This window comes from Reticulibacter mediterranei (assembly GCF_016587455.1).
The window spans coordinates 1502584-1521213 of sequence record NZ_BNJK01000001.1; the positions used below are offsets into that span (position 1 = coordinate 1502584).

14 protein-coding genes and 1 other RNA gene are annotated in these 18630 nt (G+C 50.7%); 6 read left to right on the forward strand and 9 right to left on the reverse strand.

The genetic code is table 11. The features are described from left to right. Positions 1 to 202 precede the first annotated feature (202 nt). Entirely contained in the window at positions 203 to 1663 is a 1461-nt protein-coding gene (locus tag K3T83_RS06630) for a DUF4032 domain-containing protein (RefSeq protein ID WP_220202184.1), read from the forward strand. Positions 1664 to 1740: 77 nt separating this feature from the next. On the opposite strand, the gene recA is transcribed toward K3T83_RS06630, so the two are convergent. From recA to tyrS, 7 genes are all read right to left on the reverse strand, one after another. Continuing rightward, positions 1741 to 2802 carry a recombinase RecA gene (gene recA / locus K3T83_RS06635; protein WP_220208182.1) on the reverse strand — a complete coding sequence of 354 codons (1062 nt, stop codon included), beginning with the start codon at positions 2800 to 2802 and terminating at the stop codon, positions 1741 to 1743. A gap of 480 nt (positions 2803 to 3282) precedes the next feature. After that, the gene (gene recR, locus K3T83_RS06640) at positions 3283 to 3894 is read right to left on the reverse strand and encodes a recombination mediator RecR (protein ID WP_220202185.1); all 612 of its coding nucleotides are present in this window, start codon (positions 3892 to 3894) and stop codon (positions 3283 to 3285) included. A 3-nt stretch (positions 3895 to 3897) separates the two neighbouring features. Continuing rightward, entirely contained in the window at positions 3898 to 4197 is a 300-nt protein-coding gene (locus tag K3T83_RS06645; protein WP_220202186.1) for a YbaB/EbfC family nucleoid-associated protein, read from the reverse strand. Positions 4198 to 4210: 13 nt separating this feature from the next. After that, positions 4211 to 6442 (reverse strand): DNA polymerase III subunit gamma/tau, encoded by a 2232-nt coding sequence (gene dnaX / locus K3T83_RS06650; protein WP_220202187.1) that lies wholly within the window; start codon positions 6440 to 6442, stop codon positions 4211 to 4213. A gap of 101 nt (positions 6443 to 6543) precedes the next feature. Next, an RNA gene (gene ffs, locus K3T83_RS58620) (signal recognition particle sRNA small type) lies at positions 6544 to 6643 on the reverse strand. A gap of 93 nt (positions 6644 to 6736) precedes the next feature. Continuing rightward, entirely contained in the window at positions 6737 to 7612 is an 876-nt protein-coding gene (gene mtnP, locus K3T83_RS06660) for an S-methyl-5'-thioadenosine phosphorylase (RefSeq protein WP_220202188.1), read from the reverse strand. Between the two features lie 78 nt (positions 7613 to 7690). Next, a complete protein-coding gene (tyrS, locus tag K3T83_RS06665) occupies positions 7691 to 8926 on the reverse strand; it encodes a tyrosine--tRNA ligase (protein ID WP_373324587.1) in 1236 nt (411 codons plus the stop codon). A gap of 430 nt (positions 8927 to 9356) precedes the next feature. Between tyrS and K3T83_RS06670 the strand changes: the two genes are divergently transcribed. Further along, positions 9357 to 9797, forward strand: coding sequence for an Hsp20/alpha crystallin family protein (locus K3T83_RS06670; RefSeq protein ID WP_220202189.1), 441 nt, complete (start codon positions 9357 to 9359; stop codon positions 9795 to 9797). 64 nt (positions 9798 to 9861) lie between these two features. On the opposite strand, the gene K3T83_RS06675 is transcribed toward K3T83_RS06670, so the two are convergent. Further along, positions 9862 to 10461, reverse strand: a complete 600-nt coding sequence (locus K3T83_RS06675; RefSeq protein WP_220202190.1) for a methyltransferase family protein — start codon at positions 10459 to 10461, stop codon at positions 9862 to 9864. 263 nt (positions 10462 to 10724) lie between these two features. On the opposite strand from K3T83_RS06675, the gene K3T83_RS06680 reads away from it, so the two are divergent. Further along, entirely contained in the window at positions 10725 to 12674 is a 1950-nt protein-coding gene (locus K3T83_RS06680; RefSeq protein ID WP_220202191.1) for a bifunctional homocysteine S-methyltransferase/methylenetetrahydrofolate reductase, read from the forward strand. Between the two features lie 33 nt (positions 12675 to 12707). Here the strand turns inward: K3T83_RS06680 and K3T83_RS06685 are convergent, their stop codons facing one another. Then, complete coding sequence (locus K3T83_RS06685) at positions 12708 to 14324, reverse strand: thioredoxin domain-containing protein (RefSeq protein ID WP_220202192.1); 1617 nt, start codon at positions 14322 to 14324, stop codon at positions 12708 to 12710. Positions 14325 to 14792: 468 nt separating this feature from the next. Between K3T83_RS06685 and infC the strand changes: the two genes are divergently transcribed. The 3 genes from infC to K3T83_RS06700 all read left to right on the forward strand — a co-directional run bounded on the left by infC (position 14793) and on the right by K3T83_RS06700 (position 18391). Then, positions 14793 to 15407 (forward strand): translation initiation factor IF-3, encoded by a 615-nt coding sequence (gene infC, locus K3T83_RS06690; RefSeq protein WP_236064842.1) that lies wholly within the window; start codon positions 14793 to 14795, stop codon positions 15405 to 15407. Between the two features lie 244 nt (positions 15408 to 15651). Next, positions 15652 to 17064, forward strand: coding sequence for a S41 family peptidase (locus K3T83_RS06695; RefSeq protein WP_220202193.1), 1413 nt, complete (start codon positions 15652 to 15654; stop codon positions 17062 to 17064). 37 nt (positions 17065 to 17101) lie between these two features. Next, complete coding sequence (locus K3T83_RS06700; RefSeq protein ID WP_220202194.1) at positions 17102 to 18391, forward strand: hypothetical protein; 1290 nt, start codon at positions 17102 to 17104, stop codon at positions 18389 to 18391. Positions 18392 to 18630 lie beyond the last annotated feature (239 nt).

The window sequence follows — 18630 nt, forward strand, 5'->3', positions numbered from 1 at the left end:
TAAATACTTTAACATCTTTACTCTACCAGGGCAAGGTCAGCAATTACCAAGGATTAGAAGAGCTATCAGCAAGGCAGAAGTGCTGGCCCAATGCATAAATAGAAAGCAAGTGAGAACAACACAAACATGTCAGCAAGCAGATGATACAATTACAGTAGTGTATGTTTGCTTGATACCTTTGCAAAGGAGGGGATTTGCCACAGTGACCAAAAAAGCCACCACTCAGTTCTTAATGCGTCCAGAAGATAAGCGTCGCCTCAAAGGACTTCCCTGGAATACGAGGTTAGAGGAATGGGGGGAGCAGGGAGTACAGTTGTTAGTCGTGCGGCGCGGAGAGTCGCGCCATCCAGTCGTTTTTGTAGAGCGGCAGGGAACACGCTATGCCATCAAAGAAACGACGCCCCGTATGGCTGAGAGAGAAATACGCATTCTCCATGAGATAGAGAATCGTGGTGTTCCTGCGCTCAGTCCGATCGGCTATGTCATCGTCCCATCCTCTCCGATCGCGCTCGATATGCCTAAACTGGGAGGAACAACTCAATATATCAGCGGGGATCGTGGCTACACTGTTACCAGATTGGCACCTCGCGTCATCCCCCATGTGTTGCTGTACCGCCTGCCTCTCAATAAACGAACCAAACAACATCTATTATCTGCGGTAGCAGTGTTAATGGTCGAGTTGCACGAACATGGCGTCTATTGGGGAGATCCCTCTCTGGCTAATGTGCTGATCCGCATTGATGGTCGGAGCATCCTGGCGATTATGGCAGATGCAGAGACATCAGAGCTTTTCCCAGGACCGGTCAGCGATGGGCTACGCGAGCAAGATCTGGCCTTATTTGGCGAATCGCTGGCGTGGCAGGCGGAAGATCTACGCCAGGCGCGAGATTTGCCCGAAGATGTGCAGCTCCTGGACGATAAAGATTTTCGCTATTTTGAGAAGCGCTATCGCTGGCTACGACGCCAACACACGCATCTGGCCGATCCATCAAGTTTTCGCAATCTCTTTCAGGCCGAGCAATTCTTACACAAACTCAATCGTGTGGGATACTCACTGCTGGGTTTGACCGGGCACGCATTACAGGGCTTTACCACCGTGCTGCCAGGATGGTATCAGCGGCGCATCTATGAACTGATCCACGTCTCGGTTCCGCGTCTTTACGCGCGCCGATTTTATAACCTGATACTTGGTCATCAATACTTGATGCACGAAAAACTTGGGCGCGATGTCAGCATTGAGGAGGCCGCGCAAGATTGGTACACGAACTACCATCTACCAGCGATCTTGCTGTTGCGTCAACACCTCGCCAGCAATCAAGATCCGATGCAAGCCTACTTCGATATCATGGATCACAAATGGAATATGAGCGTCAAAGCTGGACACGAAATACCACTGGATGAGGCAATTCTCGACTGGTCGATGCAACGAGCGGATACTGGAGAGCTGGGTGCAATCGATCCCGCTATGGTTGCTACCTGGTGGCGCGAACGTGAACCTGTGGCCCAGGCATTAGAACCACCATTGATCGAAAGCGAAGAGCTTGAGCCACTGCTTTCTACCAGTGAGAGGCCACTGGTCAGGCTGAATCAACCAGAATTGGCTCAGAAGCTCCCAGGGATCCTCAAGGATAATAGAAAACAACCACAGGGAGATGAAGAATAAACGACAAAAAGGAACCTGGCATCGCGGAGAATGCCAGGTTCTCGATACATTTAGCAGAGTTTAGAAGCAGGCAACAACTAGGCTTCCTCGTCAGACGATGGCGTCTCCTCCACCTCATCCTCCTCCTCCTCAACGATCTCAGCCTCACCAACTTTAAAGTTGTTCATGTTGCCGCGAATCTGCTCCTCGATAGCCAGAGCAACGTCGGTATTCTGGCGCAGAAAATCTTTCGCGTTCTCACGGCCCTGACCGAGCCGAATATCGCCAACGTTAAACCAGGCACCGCTCTTCTTGACCAGACCCATCTCCAGACCGAGATCGAGCAGGCCACCTTCGCGTGAAATGCCTTCGCTATACATGATGTCAAACTCGGCAGATTTGAAGGGAGGAGCAACTTTGTTTTTCAGAACACGAACGCGCGTGCGGTTTCCCACGACATCCTGACCTATCTTAATCGAATCGGTACGACGAATATCCAGGCGAACCGAAGCATAGAATTTGAGGGCTTTACCACCAGCTGTCGTCTCAGGATTGCCGAACATAACGCCAATCTTTTCACGCAACTGATTGGTAAAGATAACGGCACAATTGGAATTGCTGATAGCTCCGGTGAGCTTACGAAGTGCCTGGCTCATCAAGCGAGCTTGCAAGCCAACATGAGAATCGCCCATCTCGCCTTCAATTTCAGCGCGAGGCACCAACGCGGCCACAGAGTCTACCACCACTACATCGACAGCGTTGCTGCGTACCAATGAGTCAACGATTTCGAGCGCCTGCTCACCGGTATCGGGCTGTGAAATGAGCAGCTTATCAGTATCGACGCCGCAGCGAGAAGCATAGATACGATCAAAAGCGTGTTCGGCATCGATGAAAGCGGCATACCCACCAGCGCGTTGTGCATTGGCGATCACATGTTGGCAGAGGGTGGTTTTACCTGAAGATTCAGGGCCGTAGATCTCGGTAATACGTCCTCTGGGCAGGCCTCCGATACCGAGGGCCAGATCCAGGGCAACCGAGCCAGTAGGGATCACATCGACCTGAATTTTGGCAGCATCGCCCATTTTCATGATCGCGCCCTTACCAAAGCGGCGTTCAATCTGTTGAAGCGCCAGGTCGATAGCCTTCTCTCGCTCGCTCATGCCAGCAGCAGCAGTACCATTGCGATCTACGGTAGGTTTTTCCTTCTTACTCATTAACATTTCCTCAGCATGGGGCGTACATCATTAAGATGGGATTGTCCCATTCCACCCCCTGCCTTCCTCCTTTTTCTTCAAAACCAGTCAAGGATTGCAATCTTAAAGAACTCATCCTCGAAAACGAGCAGACGCTTGTCGCTGATCTATACTTTCTCTAGAGAATGAGAGTCGCTTTGCATCTCCCGTTGCAATGCTTCTATATACGTATTCTCTGGCAAGGATTGAAAACCGGAAATAGGCGCTCTCTTCGTCTATCTCCCAGAGGTAGAACAAGAGTACCATAAGTACAAATAGCTGTCAAGTTGCGCTTGTGGTACTCACGAAACAACAATACGCATACACGCTACACGCTGGCAACCAGGGGAGGCGCAAGCTTTGGCACATCCCTCGACACCCCATCTGAGAAACAGAAAATGAATACTGCTATAGCTCGCGCCTGCCCTCCAGAGCACGGCTAAGGGTTCCCTCATCGGCATATTCCAGATCGCTCCCCAGAGGAAGACCACGCGCTAAAGTTGTTATCTTCAACTCAGGTAAATTCAGCTCATTCTGGATATCACGCTTGATCGTACTGGCAGTATAATCGCCCTCAAAACCTGGATTCGTCGCCAGGATCACCTCGCGGATCGTTTCGTTCTCCAGGCGCTTGAGCAGCTCTTCGATACGAATATCCTTTGGCCCGATGCCATTCATCGGCGATAGCGCCCCATGCAGCACGTGATACAACCCTTTATACACGCCTGTCTTTTCCAGAGCCAGCACATCAAGCGGTTCTTCCACCACACAGATGACATCCTGCTCACGAGATGAGTTGCTACAGATAGGACACGGATCGGTCTCCGTGATATTAAAACAGCGCGAACAATAGACAATACTTTCTTTCACGCGTATGATGGCATCTGACAGACGACGCGCCTGATCCGTCGGGCTACGCAAAATGAAAAAAGTCAGGCGCTGCGCGGTCTTTACGCCAATGCCGGGCAGTTTAGAAAACTCCTCGATCAACGCAGCCACCGGTGGTGCAACATCGCTCATGACTTAGAACAATCCTCCGGGCAAACGCATACCCCCGGTGGCATTACTCACTAGCTTCTGCTGCGCATCGGTCACTTTTGTAAAAGCATCCTTTGCAGCGGCCTTCACCATAATCTCCAACTCAGCAATATCTTCGGCGTTAAACGCTTCAGGGTCGATTTTGACATCGACGATCTCGAACTTTCCGCTCATCATGAGCGTGACGGCACCGCCGCCAGCCGTGCCAGTGAAGTTGGTGTTTTCCAGTTCTTCCTGCATCTTCATCAGCTTTTGCTGCATACGCTGAAGTTCTCGCATGTTCATGTTCTATAACTCCTCACTTGAGATGGATGTCCTTGATGTCTGCTTTAAACATCCGCATCACTTCCTGAACAACAGGATCATTTTTCGCTTTTTTCTCTACCTGCTCCTGTCGGCCTGCATTGGATCGTCTTATACTTTCAAGAGGTGTGGCGAGAGATGTTGCTTTACTATTCTCTCTCACACTCTCCATCCTGGCAAGTGTTGAAACGGGGCCAGGAGTTTGAGACTGGCGAACAGGAGGAGATGGCTGCTGCATCTCCACCAATGGCATCACATTTTGTGGAGGCGGCGGCATTGTAGATTGGGCCGTTCCAGGTCGTTCCAGATGGGGCGACGCCTGTGCCGGTGCAGCGGACATAGTGAACATTGTTGAGTTCCCCGCAGAACCATGAGGTGATGATGAGCCGTTACGCCCATCATCAGGCTGGCGCTGAAGCGGTGGCACAGCAATAGAACCACTAGCAATATCCGATCTATGCGGTGTCTGTATTGATAGCGCGGGCGGTGGCGGCAACGGCACAGATTGTCCTGGTGAAAGCAAACGAATACGACACTCCTGCCCCAGTTCAATCTTCAACGCCCATTCAATAAGCCGCTGACGTTCTTCACTTTTATGGATTGCTTTATAGTGAAATTCGGCTGAGGCTCTCATAACAAGAATTGGTTGAGCAGCAGTTCCTTCTATCAGCACAACCGGCAAATCATTGAGCAGCGCGGCAACAATTGCTCCATCCTTCTTCGTCTTCACGCGCCGCTTCACAAACTCCCATTTCTCCTTCACCTCAGCAACGGTCAGCGACGGAGGATCGCCAGCAGGTTGCCCATCTGAGGCGGCGGGCTGAGGTGTGACTGGCTGACTCTGTACCGAAGCAGATTCTTCAACGCGCGATGACAGACTGGTTGGCGAACTTGCGTGAGAAGCAACAAAAGATTCCCGCTGTGGTCTTTGCACTTGCTCATCTGGCAATTTATTTGGCGCTGGAGTAGTTTGCACAGGAGGTGACGCGGGCGTTTCCCGTGGTGGAGACGATACCCCGGCAGGAGCTTCACGCTGAGGCTGTTGTTGAGGAGATACGGTACGAGGTGAGGTAGCGGGCATCGGTTGAGCAGGCAGAACAGCAGGGCCGGCGGTGAGTGGTTGTCCGGTCTGCGCACGGCTATGTAACCCGACACAAGAGAGCAGAGCCAGTTCCAATCCCAATTGGGGTGTGCCCTGATTCTTCTGCATCAGATCGTTCTGGGCAAAGATACGCGCACACTCGATTAACTCTTCCAGCGCAAACAGTTTCGCAGCTTCAGCAATCTCGCGCACCTCATCTTCGGTGGTGTCCAGGATCTCAGCAATATTTGCCCCTGCTTTGCAAAGCATCATCGCACGCCAATACTCCGCAACCTGATTATTAATCTGGCGCAGATCCGCTCCGGCCTCAGCAAGCTCATGAATCAGATGCAAACCCGCAGAACTATCAAGGTTGGCGATATGTAATATGAATTTCTGGATGGCGCGGGGATCAGCAATGCCCAGCATTGCCTGGACCTGAGAGAGCTGAATACTCTGTCCCGCATAAGCGATTGCCTGATCCAGCAGGCTAAGAGCATCGCGCATACCGCCAGCCGCAGCACGAGCAATCAGTTCGGCGGCCACGCGCTCTAACTGTACCTGCTCCTGTTCCGCAATAAAGCACAGGTGCTCCACGATCTGTCGCGTGGTGATCCGTTTGAAGTCGAAGCGCTGACAGCGAGACAATACCGTTGGCAACATTTTATGTACATCAGTGGTTGCCATGACAAAGATAGCGTGAGGAGGCGGCTCTTCCAACGTTTTGAGCAGGGCATTAAATGCTTCGACGGTCAGCATATGCGCTTCGTCGAGGATATAGACTTTATATCTGCCTGTTGAGGGAGGAACCATCACCTTTTCGCGGAGTTCGCGGATGCTATCAATACCACGATTGGAGGCGGCGTCAATCTCAATCACATTAAACGAATTGCCAGCGGTAATCTCCCGACATTGTTGACATTCGTTGCAGGGTTCATGATTGACAGGATGTAGACAGTTGATGGTTTTTGCAAGAAGACGAGCGGTGCTGGTTTTCCCGGTTCCTCGGGGACCAGTGAAGAGATAGGCATGAGCTAACTTGCCATCCTTGAGCGCATTTTGCAGCGTGCGAATGACAGGCTCCTGACCGACGAGATCGGAGAACGTCTGAGAGCGCCACTTACGATAGAGAGACTGTGAGGCCATAGAAAGACTCCCGCCTGTAATCCTCATGACGGGCCACGACCGACCCCCCGACAACAAGAAAAGACATAGAAAACCGATTTTCGCCCGGTCCTGCCGGTCGGCGCAACCAGGCACCCCTGCGGCACCCAGAGAGGTCCACTTACCGTTGCTTCCTCACGGATCTGGCGGGGTTCGCAAACATCTGCCGCGCAGGACCCGATCACGCCGACCGACAGGACCGGAAGAAAACCGGCCCGTCCCTTGAACATTTTCTCTAAGAGACGGTCCCTATTATACTCCTCTGTCCCTGATTTGTCAAGAAAGGTATTTGCCAATTAGCAGGCTATACTTCTCCTTCAAAGGAGCGGGGAGCTGCAAACGATCCGTCATAATCGAGGTAGCCAAAGCGTCAGCACAGCCACAGGTTTGATGAGAGCGATTCGCCGGTATCTTCTGGGCCACCGATTGCAAGATACGTTGTGCATTGGCAACATTCGCGCTGAGATTATTGACAACCATCTGTACCGTCACCGATTCCTCAGACTCATGCCAGCAGTCATAATCGGTCGCACAGGCGATAGTGGCATAACAGAGTTCGGCCTCGCGAGCCAGTTTCGCCTCTGGCAGCGCCGTCATCCCGATAATGTCCATGCCCAGTTTGCGATAGACATTAGATTCGGCCCGCGTAGAAAAGAGTGGCCCCTCCATACAGACATAGGTGCCACCTGCATGCACGTTGACATCACCCAATTCACGTGCTGAGTCCAACAGCAGATTGCTCAGTTCAGGGCAGAAAGGATCGGCAAAGGTGCAATGCACGACCAGACCACCCTCAAAGAAGCCGTTCACGCGGCTTTTCGTGCGATCAAAAATCTGATCGGGAATGACTAGATCGCGTGGGGCAATCTCTTCACGTAAACTGCCAACAGCACTGACAGCAATAACCCATTCCACACCGAGACTTTTAAGCGCCCAGATATTTGCGCGGGCGGGAATCTCGGTGGGATTGATGCTGTGTCCGCGTCCATGACGCGGCAAAAATGCCATCGGTACACCGGAGAAGTTGCCAATCGTAATTACATCGCTGGGATCACCAAACGGTGTTGCTACCCTGACCTCCTCAACATCGGTCATCCCCTCCATACGATAGAGTCCGCTACCGCCAATGATCCCAATTGTTGCACGTCGCATAGCTGTTATCCTCCTGACTGGAGACCTGAAATATGGATATAGAATGGAGAATGGGCGCAATTGCTGCGCCCATCATTTTTATTGCTCTTGTTTAATTCTAATGTACTGCCGTTTGCCAACCTTGAGAATAGCGCCATCCTCAGCGGGCACAACAAACTCTGGATCGGCAATACGAATAGATGTGCCGGCCTCGCCCTTCGGAAAGAGGGAAACGCCGCCCTGTTTGATCAGCTCGCGTGCTTTGTTGTTGCTAGCAGCCAGCTTCGCCTCGACGATCAACTCAACAACATTTTTGTCGGCACTGAGATGATAATCGGGAATGTCGGTCGGTAGTTTGCGCTCCGAGAACTGACGAATAAAGGATTCCTGTGCCTCCTGTGCCGCTGCTTCGTTATGGAACTCGGTCACGATCTCACGGGCCATACGCAACTTCACATCGCGTGGATTGAGCGAGCCTTCTACCATCTTTCGATCAAACTCGTCAAGCTCGGCCTCATCGACATCAGTGAGCGCCTCGTAATAGGTGCGCATGGCATGATCGGGCAGCGACATCAACTTCCCGAACATATCGTTGGCGGGGGCGGTGATGGCGATGTAGTTATCCAGCGATTTTCCCATCTTCTTCACGCCATCCAGACCCACAATCAAATTGACGGTCAAGATTTGCTGTGATGGCTGTCCAAAGGTGGGCTGCAATTCGCGACCAACGAGCAGATTGAAGGTCTGATCCGTTCCGCCAATCTCCACGTCGGCGCGCAGGGCAACCGAATCGTATCCTTGCAAGAGAGGGTACATGAACTCGGCCAGATAGATTTCGATGCCGCCTTTATAGCGCTTCGAGAAATCGTCACGTTCCAACATCTGTGCCACCGTCTTGTAGCCTAGCAACTTGATGGCGTCTCCCAGCGTAAACTTGTCGAACCACTCGCTCTGGCGGCGAACTTCCGTCTGCCCGCGATCAACAATTCTAAAGAACTGGTCCAGATATGTCTTAGCATTGGCGTTGACCTGTTCCTCAGTTAGAGGCTTACGAGCTTCCTCGCGACCGCTAGGATCGCCCAATCTAGCTGTCCAGTCGCCGATGACGACCACTGCTTTATGTCCCAGGCGTTGAAACTGGCGCAGTTTACGAAAGACAACTGCGTGACCGATGGTCAAATCATAATGAGTGGGGTCCACACCAAGTTTGACCCGCAGAGGCTCGCCCTTATTGCCCTCCAACAGGAGGCGACGGAGATCAGGCTCTTTTTCGACCTGGGCGACGCCTCGCCTCAATAGATGATCAATGTCTTTGATTGATGGTTGTTGCTTCACAGTCACATCAATACCCCCTCACATAAAGGATTTATCTTTATAAGAACTTATTTGCCGCATTATATCACTAACTTTGCCCCTTGCCCTCTCTACTCAATCTTCCAGTGACGAAGTGAATAGATGCATGGCATACCATCAAAACGGCAAGGGTTTTCTGGCAAAACCAGTGTACAGCAGCAACGGCTCAACAGCAAGTAGCGATGGGACCAGAGAGAAAAACTACCAGAGCCGTCACAAGTTTGAGATGCTTAGATCACAGAGTTTGATAGATGTACTATCAAGATTTCTAACACAATTCTTACACTTCGCATACGTTCCTCTAACACATGGTGATATATAGTATGGTCAGAACAAAAACAAAGAACTTTGAGCGGTGGATGAGACCTGAGCAGCCTCTATTCCACCACAACTTGAAGAAGGAGATACAACAATGGCAAACATTACACGCTACAATCCTTTTAGTGAAGTGGTTTCTTTACGTGAGGCGATGGACCGTTTGTTTGAGGACAGCGTTATCTCTCCTCGCTTCGGTAGTGCGTTTAGTACACGTGGAGTCGCCGCCAATCTCTACGAGACCTCCGAAGGCTTTATCCTGCAAGTCCCAATGCCCGGAGTCAATTCAAGCAATGTTGAGATCAATGTACAGCAAGATATAGTTACTTTGAAGTGGCAGACAAAAGTTACTGTTCCCGAAGGTGCCACTGTTCATTTCAGCGGCTTCCAGTCTGGCGAGTATCAGCAATCCTTCACGCTTCCGGCCCCTATCAATGCTGAGCGCGCCGAAGCCAGCTACAGGGATGGCATCCTCTCGTTAACGCTGCCGAAAGCCGAACACGCAAAAGCGCGCACAATTAAGGTGAACGCTCAATAGTAGAGACCAGAAGGGGTAGGGTGTTGAGACTTCACCCTACTCCTTGCATTGTATGTTGGGGTAGTTATAGCACAAAGGGGATAAGGCGTTTCGTATGCCGCATATACTCCTTGTATCGCTGACCCAGGTGCTCCTGGAGAACGCGCTCTTCCACATGGATACGGTAGCCTAGTCCAAGTAGCGCACACCCCATCAGAGCCAACAGACTCAACCAGTTGGTAGAGCTGAGTCCGAATCCCAGAAACATGATGAGTAAGCCAGTATAGGCGGGGTGACGAATAAGCTTATACGGCCCATTTTCTACCACTTGCTGATGGGCAGCCACTGTCACGCTAGGGGTAAAATAGCGACCGAGCACGATAATGGCATAGAGTCGGAAAGCGAGACCAGCGTAGATCAGGGTAATGCCTGACCAGAAGACAAAAACGCTCGCGCTCGTAATGGCTGTAGCAGGAACAGTACGGGGTAAATACCAGCAGAGCAAGATACCAAGACCAACCGTTCCAGTGATAACCAGCCGTGACCCCTTATCCTGGATCTGGATACCAGCATGAAGGAGTACAAGCTGCCTGATCCCCAGAATCACTTCCATTACCGCCCAGATAACATACCCGGCAAGGAGGACATTCCGAAACAGAAGATTCTGAGCGAAAAATGGTGACATATTTCACGTCCTTTCCTCTCCCAGGCTCTCGCATCGTACACTCACATAATCCGTCCAACACAAATTCTGTTTAGTTCAAGCTTATATATTTCATCATATCGTGTCAATAAATATTTCTTATCATCATCCCTTCCCATTTACTCCCTTTCAGCCTCATATTACTCATTTTTAATAAGCAGATCCCTCTATCAACGCATTTCATAAACGCAAAAAAACATGTACAATAGTGTGCAGAGAGCGTTCATCTGAGAAAGAGAAGTGTTATGACACATCCATTACTTGAGCAATTACAAGAAGGTCCAGTATTGTGCGATGGAGCAATGGGTACTTTGCTCTACGCTCGGGGAATCACCTATGAGCAGTGTTTTGATGCCCTCAATCTGACACAACCAGATCTGATTCAGCGCATTCACGGCGAATATATCAGTGCAGGTGCTCAGATCATCGAAACCAATACTTTCGGAGCCAACCGCGCAAAACTTGAAGCCTATCATCTAGAAGAGCGCGTCCGCGAGATCAACTTCCGCGCCGTCCGTCTGGCACGCGAAGCGCGCGAGATTGCGGGGCAACCCGTCTTTATCGCGGGAGCTGTCGGACCCAGCGGTCGCCCATTGCAAGCCCCCAATGAACAACGATTAAGCGAGCTACGCACGATCTTTCGCGAACAGATCGAAGCACTATTAGAAGGTGGCGTTGATCTGCTCATTCTGGAAACCTTCTCCAATCTGGCAGAATTGCGACAGGCCGTCTTAGCGGCAAAAGAGGTGGGAGGTCTGCCTATTGTCGCACAAATGAGCTACTATGAAGATGGACATACGCTTTCTGGACAATCCGCTACACGAGTTGCCACCGTATTAAGCGATCTGGGCATAGATGTGATGGGGGCCAATTGCAGCGTCGGGCCGGCGGCAACTCTGGACGCGCTACAGGAGATGATCATCGCCGTCAAGCAACAACTGGATGGCGCTGGCCCGACGCTCTTTTCTGCTCAACCCAACGCCGGTCTCCCCGCACGTATAGGCAATCGCTTCTTTTATGTCGCCACCCCAGATTATTTTGCCGATTACGCCTTGCACTTCGTCGAGGCTGGGGTACACTTAATCGGCGGCTGTTGCGGCACCACACCTCACCATATCGCCGCCATGCGTAAAGTGCTGGATGAACAGTACGGCACACACACACAGTTTGCAGCCGCCGTCCAGCTACAGCAACAGCCAGTCGAACAGAAGCAAAGCTCTAATGGTCAGGTCATCGTCGCCAAACTGATCGAAGAGCAGATCATCCTTCCTCAACAGGGCAGCATGACACAGCTACAAGAAAAGCTGGCGGCAAAAGAATTTGTCGTCAGCGTCGAGCTTGATCCACCCAAAGGACTGAACCCGCATAAGATACTGGAGGGTGCAGTTCAGCTTCAAAACGCTGGCGTCGATTTTATCAATATCGCCGATAGCCCGATGGCGCGTGTCCGCATGGGATGTCTGGCTCTGGCGCGTCTGATACAAGATCACCTGGACATTGAAACCATTATTCATTTCACCACTCGCGACCGCAACCTCATGGCTCTCCAATCGGAACTGCTGGGCGCTCATGCCCTCGGTATTCGCAACATCCTCGCTCTAACCGGCGACCCATTACGGGTGGGAGATTATCCCAACACAACTGGCGTCTGGGATGTGGACTCGGTGGGCCTGATTCGTGTGATACGAGACATGAACGATGGACACGATGCCGCAGGATCATCGATTGGAGCAAGGGCATCGTTCCATATAGGCTGTGCGCTGAATCTGAATATGAGTGATGAGGAAACAGATCGCGAAATCGAGAAGTATCGTCAGAAACTCGATGCGGGCGCACATTTTATCATGACACAACCTATCTATGAGATTGCTCCCCTGCAACGCTTTCTGGATCGAGCTGGCAAGCCACCAATTCCCATGCTGCTCGGTTGTATCCCACTTCATAGCTCACGGCATGCCGAATATCTCCATAACGAAGTGCCAGGAATCACCATTCCAGACGATGTGCGCGCACGCATGAAGGCAGCTGGAGAACATGGACACGAAGAAGGTTTGAAGCTTGCTCAGGAGCTACTGGAAGAGGCAAGCGGCCAGGTAGAAGGCGTCTATCTCATGCCATCGTACGGTCGCTACGATGTGGTGAGCGAATTAACAAAAGCCCTGCACACACAGAAGCGACCAGATCGCACTGGCTAGACTGTACCTGATAGATACAGTGTTGTAGATATGCTATAGCCAGGAGTTCTCGATAGCCTGAGCGACTACACAGGCATAGATGGCCCCCTGGATACCTGTGCGGCGATACTTCTCAAGACAACCAGAGAGCACTAGCAGGGCGGTATCGTGAAGATTCTGCCGCTTGCTATAGACAGCCATACGAAGCAAGCACTCAGCAGCAATCGCATTCTCGGTGAGCGGCTGTTCACGTAAGGCCAGGCGCCCAACGGCAAGAGCATCCTCGGAATAGTCATAAAACAGGCCGCTCTGTCTATCGAGCAATTCCTGACAGGCAAAATGCATTAAAGCAATCGCTGTTTCAAGATAGTACTTGCGGCCATGCAGTTCATAGGCATCCAGTAAAGCGCGGGTCATCCACACTTGATCAGCCAGCTGACCGGGAAGATCAGCATATCCATGAAGAGAATAGTGATACATCGAACCTTCACGATGCACCATATGCTCACACAAATAATCTAACGCGCGACAAGCCATAGCATCGAGGGATGGATAATTCAGCACACGAGCGGCCAGAAAATACGAAGAGATCATGCGAGCGTTCCATGCGGTATAGACGGTGGTATCAACAAGAGGGGCAGTGCGAGACGCACGGGAGTAGAGGCCAGGCTCGTAGTATTCTTCATCAGCACTCTGGCTACCCGAAAAAATGCCTACCTGTGGTTGCCACAATTTACTATTGATATAAAGAATCAAACGTTTTGACAACTGCTGCCATTGTGGGTCGCCGGTCGCCTGCACCACAAGCAGCACCAGACGCAACAACGCAGCATTCTCCTCCAACATTTTTTCTGTATGTGGGATACTCCAATCGCCAGAGGCGGAGTAGCGGAAGAAGCCGCCCTCTTCCTGATCCCACAAACCGCCATCGCGCATCTGTTCCAGGGAATAGCAGACCAGATCAAGCATCTCTGGTTGCTGGCGACGAGATAGGAGAACAAGGAGCTCGAGCGCCTCCGGGTGAGGGAACTTGAGGTGAGGGTGAATAGTAAAGCCACCAAAGTCGGGATCATAGAGATCTTGCAACACGCGACCAGCTTCTACAGGCAGATCCGCGAGAGCAGTTCGCTCTTCAGCCAGCAACGAGCGCAGGCCCGTTGAGGGGAGTGTTTGAGAGAGCTTACGGGTAAAGCGTTGATCTTGCAGGAAACGCACCTGTTCAGCGATCTCCTGTCGGTGTTCTCCATAGTAGCGGCGTACATGACCAAGATAATAGAGCATTTGTTTCGGAGGAACATAAACGCCACCCCAGAGAATCTCCCCTTCAGAAGAAAGCAAGACCACGCTAGGCCAGCCATTTTGATTATAGCGTTGATTGACATCGGGACGAATATCGCTATCAACACGAATAGGAATATAATCATGATTAATAATAGCAATCACGCTGGGTTCAGAAAGAGTAGTCTCATCCATAATATGGCACCACTGGCACCAGGAAGAGGTAATCAAAAGGAAGATAGGCTTATCGAGCCGCAAGGCTTCCTGAAATGCATCAAAACCCCAGGAGCGCCATTGAATCTTGTGAGCCTGATTAAGGCGAGGAGAAAACCGAAATATCTCAGAAATAGATGCAGATGACTGCGTGCGACCGGCGACCACATTGCCGCTCATGCTAAAGCCTCCTTCACGCCAATCCTGTTTTTTTTGGGGTGCATGCTAAGAAGAGAACAAATCCTGATGCTGCAAAATTATCTGTCTTTCCAAGTATACCATAGAATTGGTAAAAATGTATATGTCCAGAAGAAGAAACCTGGGCATTTTCCACATGAAGCAAATGAGGACTGGTGTAGATTCTAGCGATACTAACAACGGATGAAAAAAGGTAGATACATACAAGTCACCCTTGCAAACGATAAGCAGTCGTAGTATACTTGTACCGTTCGCTGCTGATCGTCAACAGTTGGAATACACATCCATCAACATGCAAGTATGGTTGTTGATTTCAACAGGATTACATGAGCGAATACCCAGAGTAGAAACCCATAAAGCAGGAGTAAATGATCAGTTTTTATTACAAAAGAGGAGGATCGGCCTATTAACAGGGACTTTCGTGGAAACGACCGTCCGCGTGAGACACGAGTGAATGAGCGCATTCGTGCCCGCGAGATACGCTTAATCGATGAGAATGGTGAGATGATGGGAGTGATGCCTCCAGGACGCGCTCTGGATATCGCCAGAGAGAAGAACCTGGACCTGGTAGAGGTATCGCCGAACGCCATGCCGCCAGTGTGCAAGCTCATGGACTACGGCCGCTTTAAATATGAGCAGGCCAAGAAAGAAAATGAGGCACGCAAGCATCAGAAGACGATAACTCTCAAAGAGATTCGTATGCGTCCGCGTACAGACGAGCATGATGTAGCAGTAAAGACTCGCAAGATACAAGAATTTCTGGCTGAAGGTGATAAAGTCAGGGTAAGCGTTCAATTTAAAGGGGCAGAAATGCGTCACCCTGATCTTGGCCGCAAGCTACTGGACCAGATAGCAGACGTGTTGAAGGGTACAGTGACCATTGAACGTTCTCCAATAATGGAGGGCCGTATGATGTCAATGATCGTCTCTCGCGCACCTGGATGGGAACCGCCGAAGAAGCAGCAACCCGCACCATCAGCAAACAAAGCTCAGTCCTCTCAGAACGCGGCGAACAACACGTCCCAGGATCAGGATAGCGATAAGACGGATACTCCACAGAAGTAGCTTGCCGTATCCATGTGCTGATAACTCCATGCATTACAAATGTCAAAGAGATCGGCAGCCAGACAGCAAGAATTCGCGTTATCAAAAGGGTATAGTTTTTCTAGACTATACCCTTATTTTTATGTAAAAAAACGACTTAACAATTGACTTTTTCGTCATGCCCTCCTAAGATAGAACCTGAATCCAAATTAAATTGATAAACCAGTAAAAATAAATGGGATGCAATACAACACGGAGGCAATCAGTGAGTAGATATGATGACCCTCGTTGGTATGAAGAGCAACATGTAAATCCTGGAGATTCGCCTCAGCCAGCGTACGACGATTTCGATCAGTATGGACACAATAATACTCCTCGTGGTGAGGATAACCAACAAAACGGAAGAGTGTTGGAGCCATACGAGGCAACAAGAAACAGCCGTCTCGCTCGCATTGTGGGGCAACTGCTGGCACTGATTGCACTTGTAATCATTGCGTTTTGCGGAGGCTGGTTCAGTCACCAGTATTTCAGCAACTCTTTTCAAGCCAATGATCAATCAAAAAGCTATGCTCAATTGTTTCAACAAGCGTGGACAACAGTAGATCAGAACTATGTTGATCGCAAGCAGGTTGATTATAAAGCGATGTCTTATGCCGCAATTCAGGCTATGGTTGATTCACTTAAAGATAAAGGACATACACGTTTTCTCACTCCAGAACAGGTGAAAAATGAAAATCAGCAACTAAGTGGCAAATTCACAGGTATCGGGATCTATCTGCGTCAGGATACAGATAGCAAGCAACTGATTATCACAGGAACAATCCCTGGATCCCCGGCTGAAAAGGCCAGCTTGAAACGTGGCGACGTGATTCTATCGGTCAACGGTACAGATGTAAAAGGCAAGGATGTCAATGGTGTCAGCAGCCTCATTCAGGGGAAAGAAGGCTCCGATGTTTCGTTGACGGTGCAGCGTCCAGGCGTAGCACAGCCTATCACTGTCACACTTAAACGAGCGGTGATTCAGGTGCCAAACGTCATCATGCACTATATTGCAGAAAGCCATATTGCGCATATCCAGGTCGTCCAATTCTCGGATAACACCTCTGCCCAGCTCAAAAGCGCGCTGGCCGAAGCGAAAGGCAAGGGGGCCACAAAGATTATTCTGGACCTGCGCGATAACCCTGGTGGCTATCTCAACGAGGCGGTCAACACCGCCAGCTTATTCATGAAGGATGGCACCGTCTTGCTTGAACAGGATAGCTCCGGGAAACAAACGCCAATTCTTGTCACAGGAAACGCCGTCAATACAACTGACACGCTGGTTGTACTTATCAATGGTAACTCTGCCAGCGCTGCTGAGATCGTCTCAGGTGCGCTGCACGACAACAAACGAGCAACGCTGATCGGAGAAACGACCTTTGGAACGGGAACAGTCCTTCAGCAATTTACGCTCTCCGATGGCTCTGCACTGCTGCTGGGCACCCAGGAATGGCTCACACCAAAGGGACATTTCATTCGCGAGAACGGAATCGCCCCGGATATCACTGTGAAGTTGCCAACTAATGCCACCCAAATTACGCCAGGCGACGAAAACAACGGCAACATGACACTGCAACAAATTCTGAATGGCGGCGATACACAACTGACGGCAGCCATCAAGTACTTGCAAAATCATTAAGCAACACTATGAAAGGCCAGAACAGGGGGAACCGTCCATGCCAACAGGACTCATCTTCTCAGAGCTAACACTCTTTGGATTAGTACTCTGGCTTGGACTCTATCTGATTGGTCGCGACCTGAAAAATTGCCGCCTCTGGTCGATTGGAGGAGGGCAGGTAGCCTACGCGGTGGGTATAAGCTGCGGCATACTGAGCAAATATAACGTTGCATCCTCATCTATGCTGACAATTACTCACTTGATCTTGCTCCTGCTCTCCTTCTTTCTACTCTTCCCAACAGGGCTTTTCCAACTCTTCTCACTCAACGATACCTTTACCACCACTTCATCCAATCCAGCATTTCGCAAGCTGAGGCTATGCTACCTCTCCTCGCTGATCTTACTCCCGCCTGGAATAGGACTCAGCCTGCTACCATTGTATGAGCCGCTCCACGCAGGCATACTCTTCTGTGTTGGCCTCGATCTACTGGTATTTGGTCTCGTCACAGCAGCTCTAGATGCCTTCAATCGCGGAGAGGCGCTGCTGCCAGATCTGTTTCGCTCGTTCGACTACTCGCTGCTTATTGCACTGCTATTTGGAGGTCAGGTACTCCTTTTCATGTTTCTAGGCTTAGGTATCACGTTTCTCTCTTTGCTGCTCCTCATGATGATCCTCACCACCGCCATCACGACGCAAGTATTTTCTGACCAGCTTGTCACCTGGCTCGATACCATCGCCTTTTCGTCTTTCCCTCATCTGCAACAGGTGCGGGCTGAGTTACGCTCACGGGCCAGCAAGATGCCACGTGTAGATCCAGGCATCGACCTCGCAACCATCGACGAGAGCGAGTTTATCCGCTTCACTCGACAGGCATTGCGCAATTTTGGTGATCTTGGCCGTCTCTCCACCAATCCATTAGCCAATCTCCCCACAATCGAAGTTCGTTTACAACAACAAAACAGGCAGATAGACATGCTTGAACGGGCAGCGGAACTCAAAGCGGTGCTAACTGAATGCATTACAAGGCTCAAACCGCGCGGGGACGATGACTTCGGCACATCTGATGAATGGAGATATTACAATGCGTTGTATTTCCTTTACGTTGTCGGACTGAAACCATACAGCCAGCGCACACAACACATTCCAAGCGATCCCGTTACCCGCAATGCCTTGGAATGGTTCCGCGTTCATGTGCCAGAACGCACGCTCTACAACTGGCAGAATGCAGCAACCCGACTGATTGTACAAGATCTACGCAATAACTCGCAGCAACTAAACGGCACGACGAAAGAGCGTGTCGCCCCGGCAACTGCTACGAGCCGCAAAGGTGCAAAAGTTAAGAGCTAGCACTTATGGAGGTGAAAACTGGCCCCTCTCAATCAACGGAGAAGCCAGTTTTTCGTAGAGTTCGAGGGAAAAACCACTCTAAGGAATAAGCGCCGTCAAATAAAATGCGCCACCGCGATCATGTGCGTATTGAATAGCTTGCTCCACCTCTGAGAGAGGGAAAGTGCGAGTTGAGAATGCATCAAGAGGCAGGAGGCCTGCGCGCAGCAAACCAGCCAGCAAGAAGGGTGCCTGTCGAG

Coding starts and splice junctions, on each gene's coding strand:
- K3T83_RS06680 (WP_220202191.1), top strand. CDS start 10,725: ATGACACATCCATTACTTGAGCAATTACAAGAAGGTCCAGTATTGTGC.
- K3T83_RS06700 (WP_220202194.1), top strand. CDS start 17,102: ATGCCAACAGGACTCATCTTCTCAGAGCTAACACTCTTTGGATTAGTA.
- K3T83_RS06685 (WP_220202192.1), bottom strand. CDS start 14,324: ATGAGCGGCAATGTGGTCGCCGGTCGCACGCAGTCATCTGCATCTATT.
- K3T83_RS06675 (WP_220202190.1), bottom strand. CDS start 10,461: ATGTCACCATTTTTCGCTCAGAATCTTCTGTTTCGGAATGTCCTCCTT.
- recR (WP_220202185.1), bottom strand. CDS start 3,894: ATGAGCGATGTTGCACCACCGGTGGCTGCGTTGATCGAGGAGTTTTCT.
- dnaX (WP_220202187.1), bottom strand. CDS start 6,442: ATGGCCTCACAGTCTCTCTATCGTAAGTGGCGCTCTCAGACGTTCTCC.
- mtnP (WP_220202188.1), bottom strand. CDS start 7,612: ATGCGACGTGCAACAATTGGGATCATTGGCGGTAGCGGACTCTATCGT.
- K3T83_RS06670 (WP_220202189.1), top strand. CDS start 9,357: ATGGCAAACATTACACGCTACAATCCTTTTAGTGAAGTGGTTTCTTTA.
- recA (WP_220208182.1), bottom strand. CDS start 2,802: ATGAGCGAGCGAGAGAAGGCTATCGACCTGGCGCTTCAACAGATTGAA.
- K3T83_RS06645 (WP_220202186.1), bottom strand. CDS start 4,197: ATGAACATGCGAGAACTTCAGCGTATGCAGCAAAAGCTGATGAAGATG.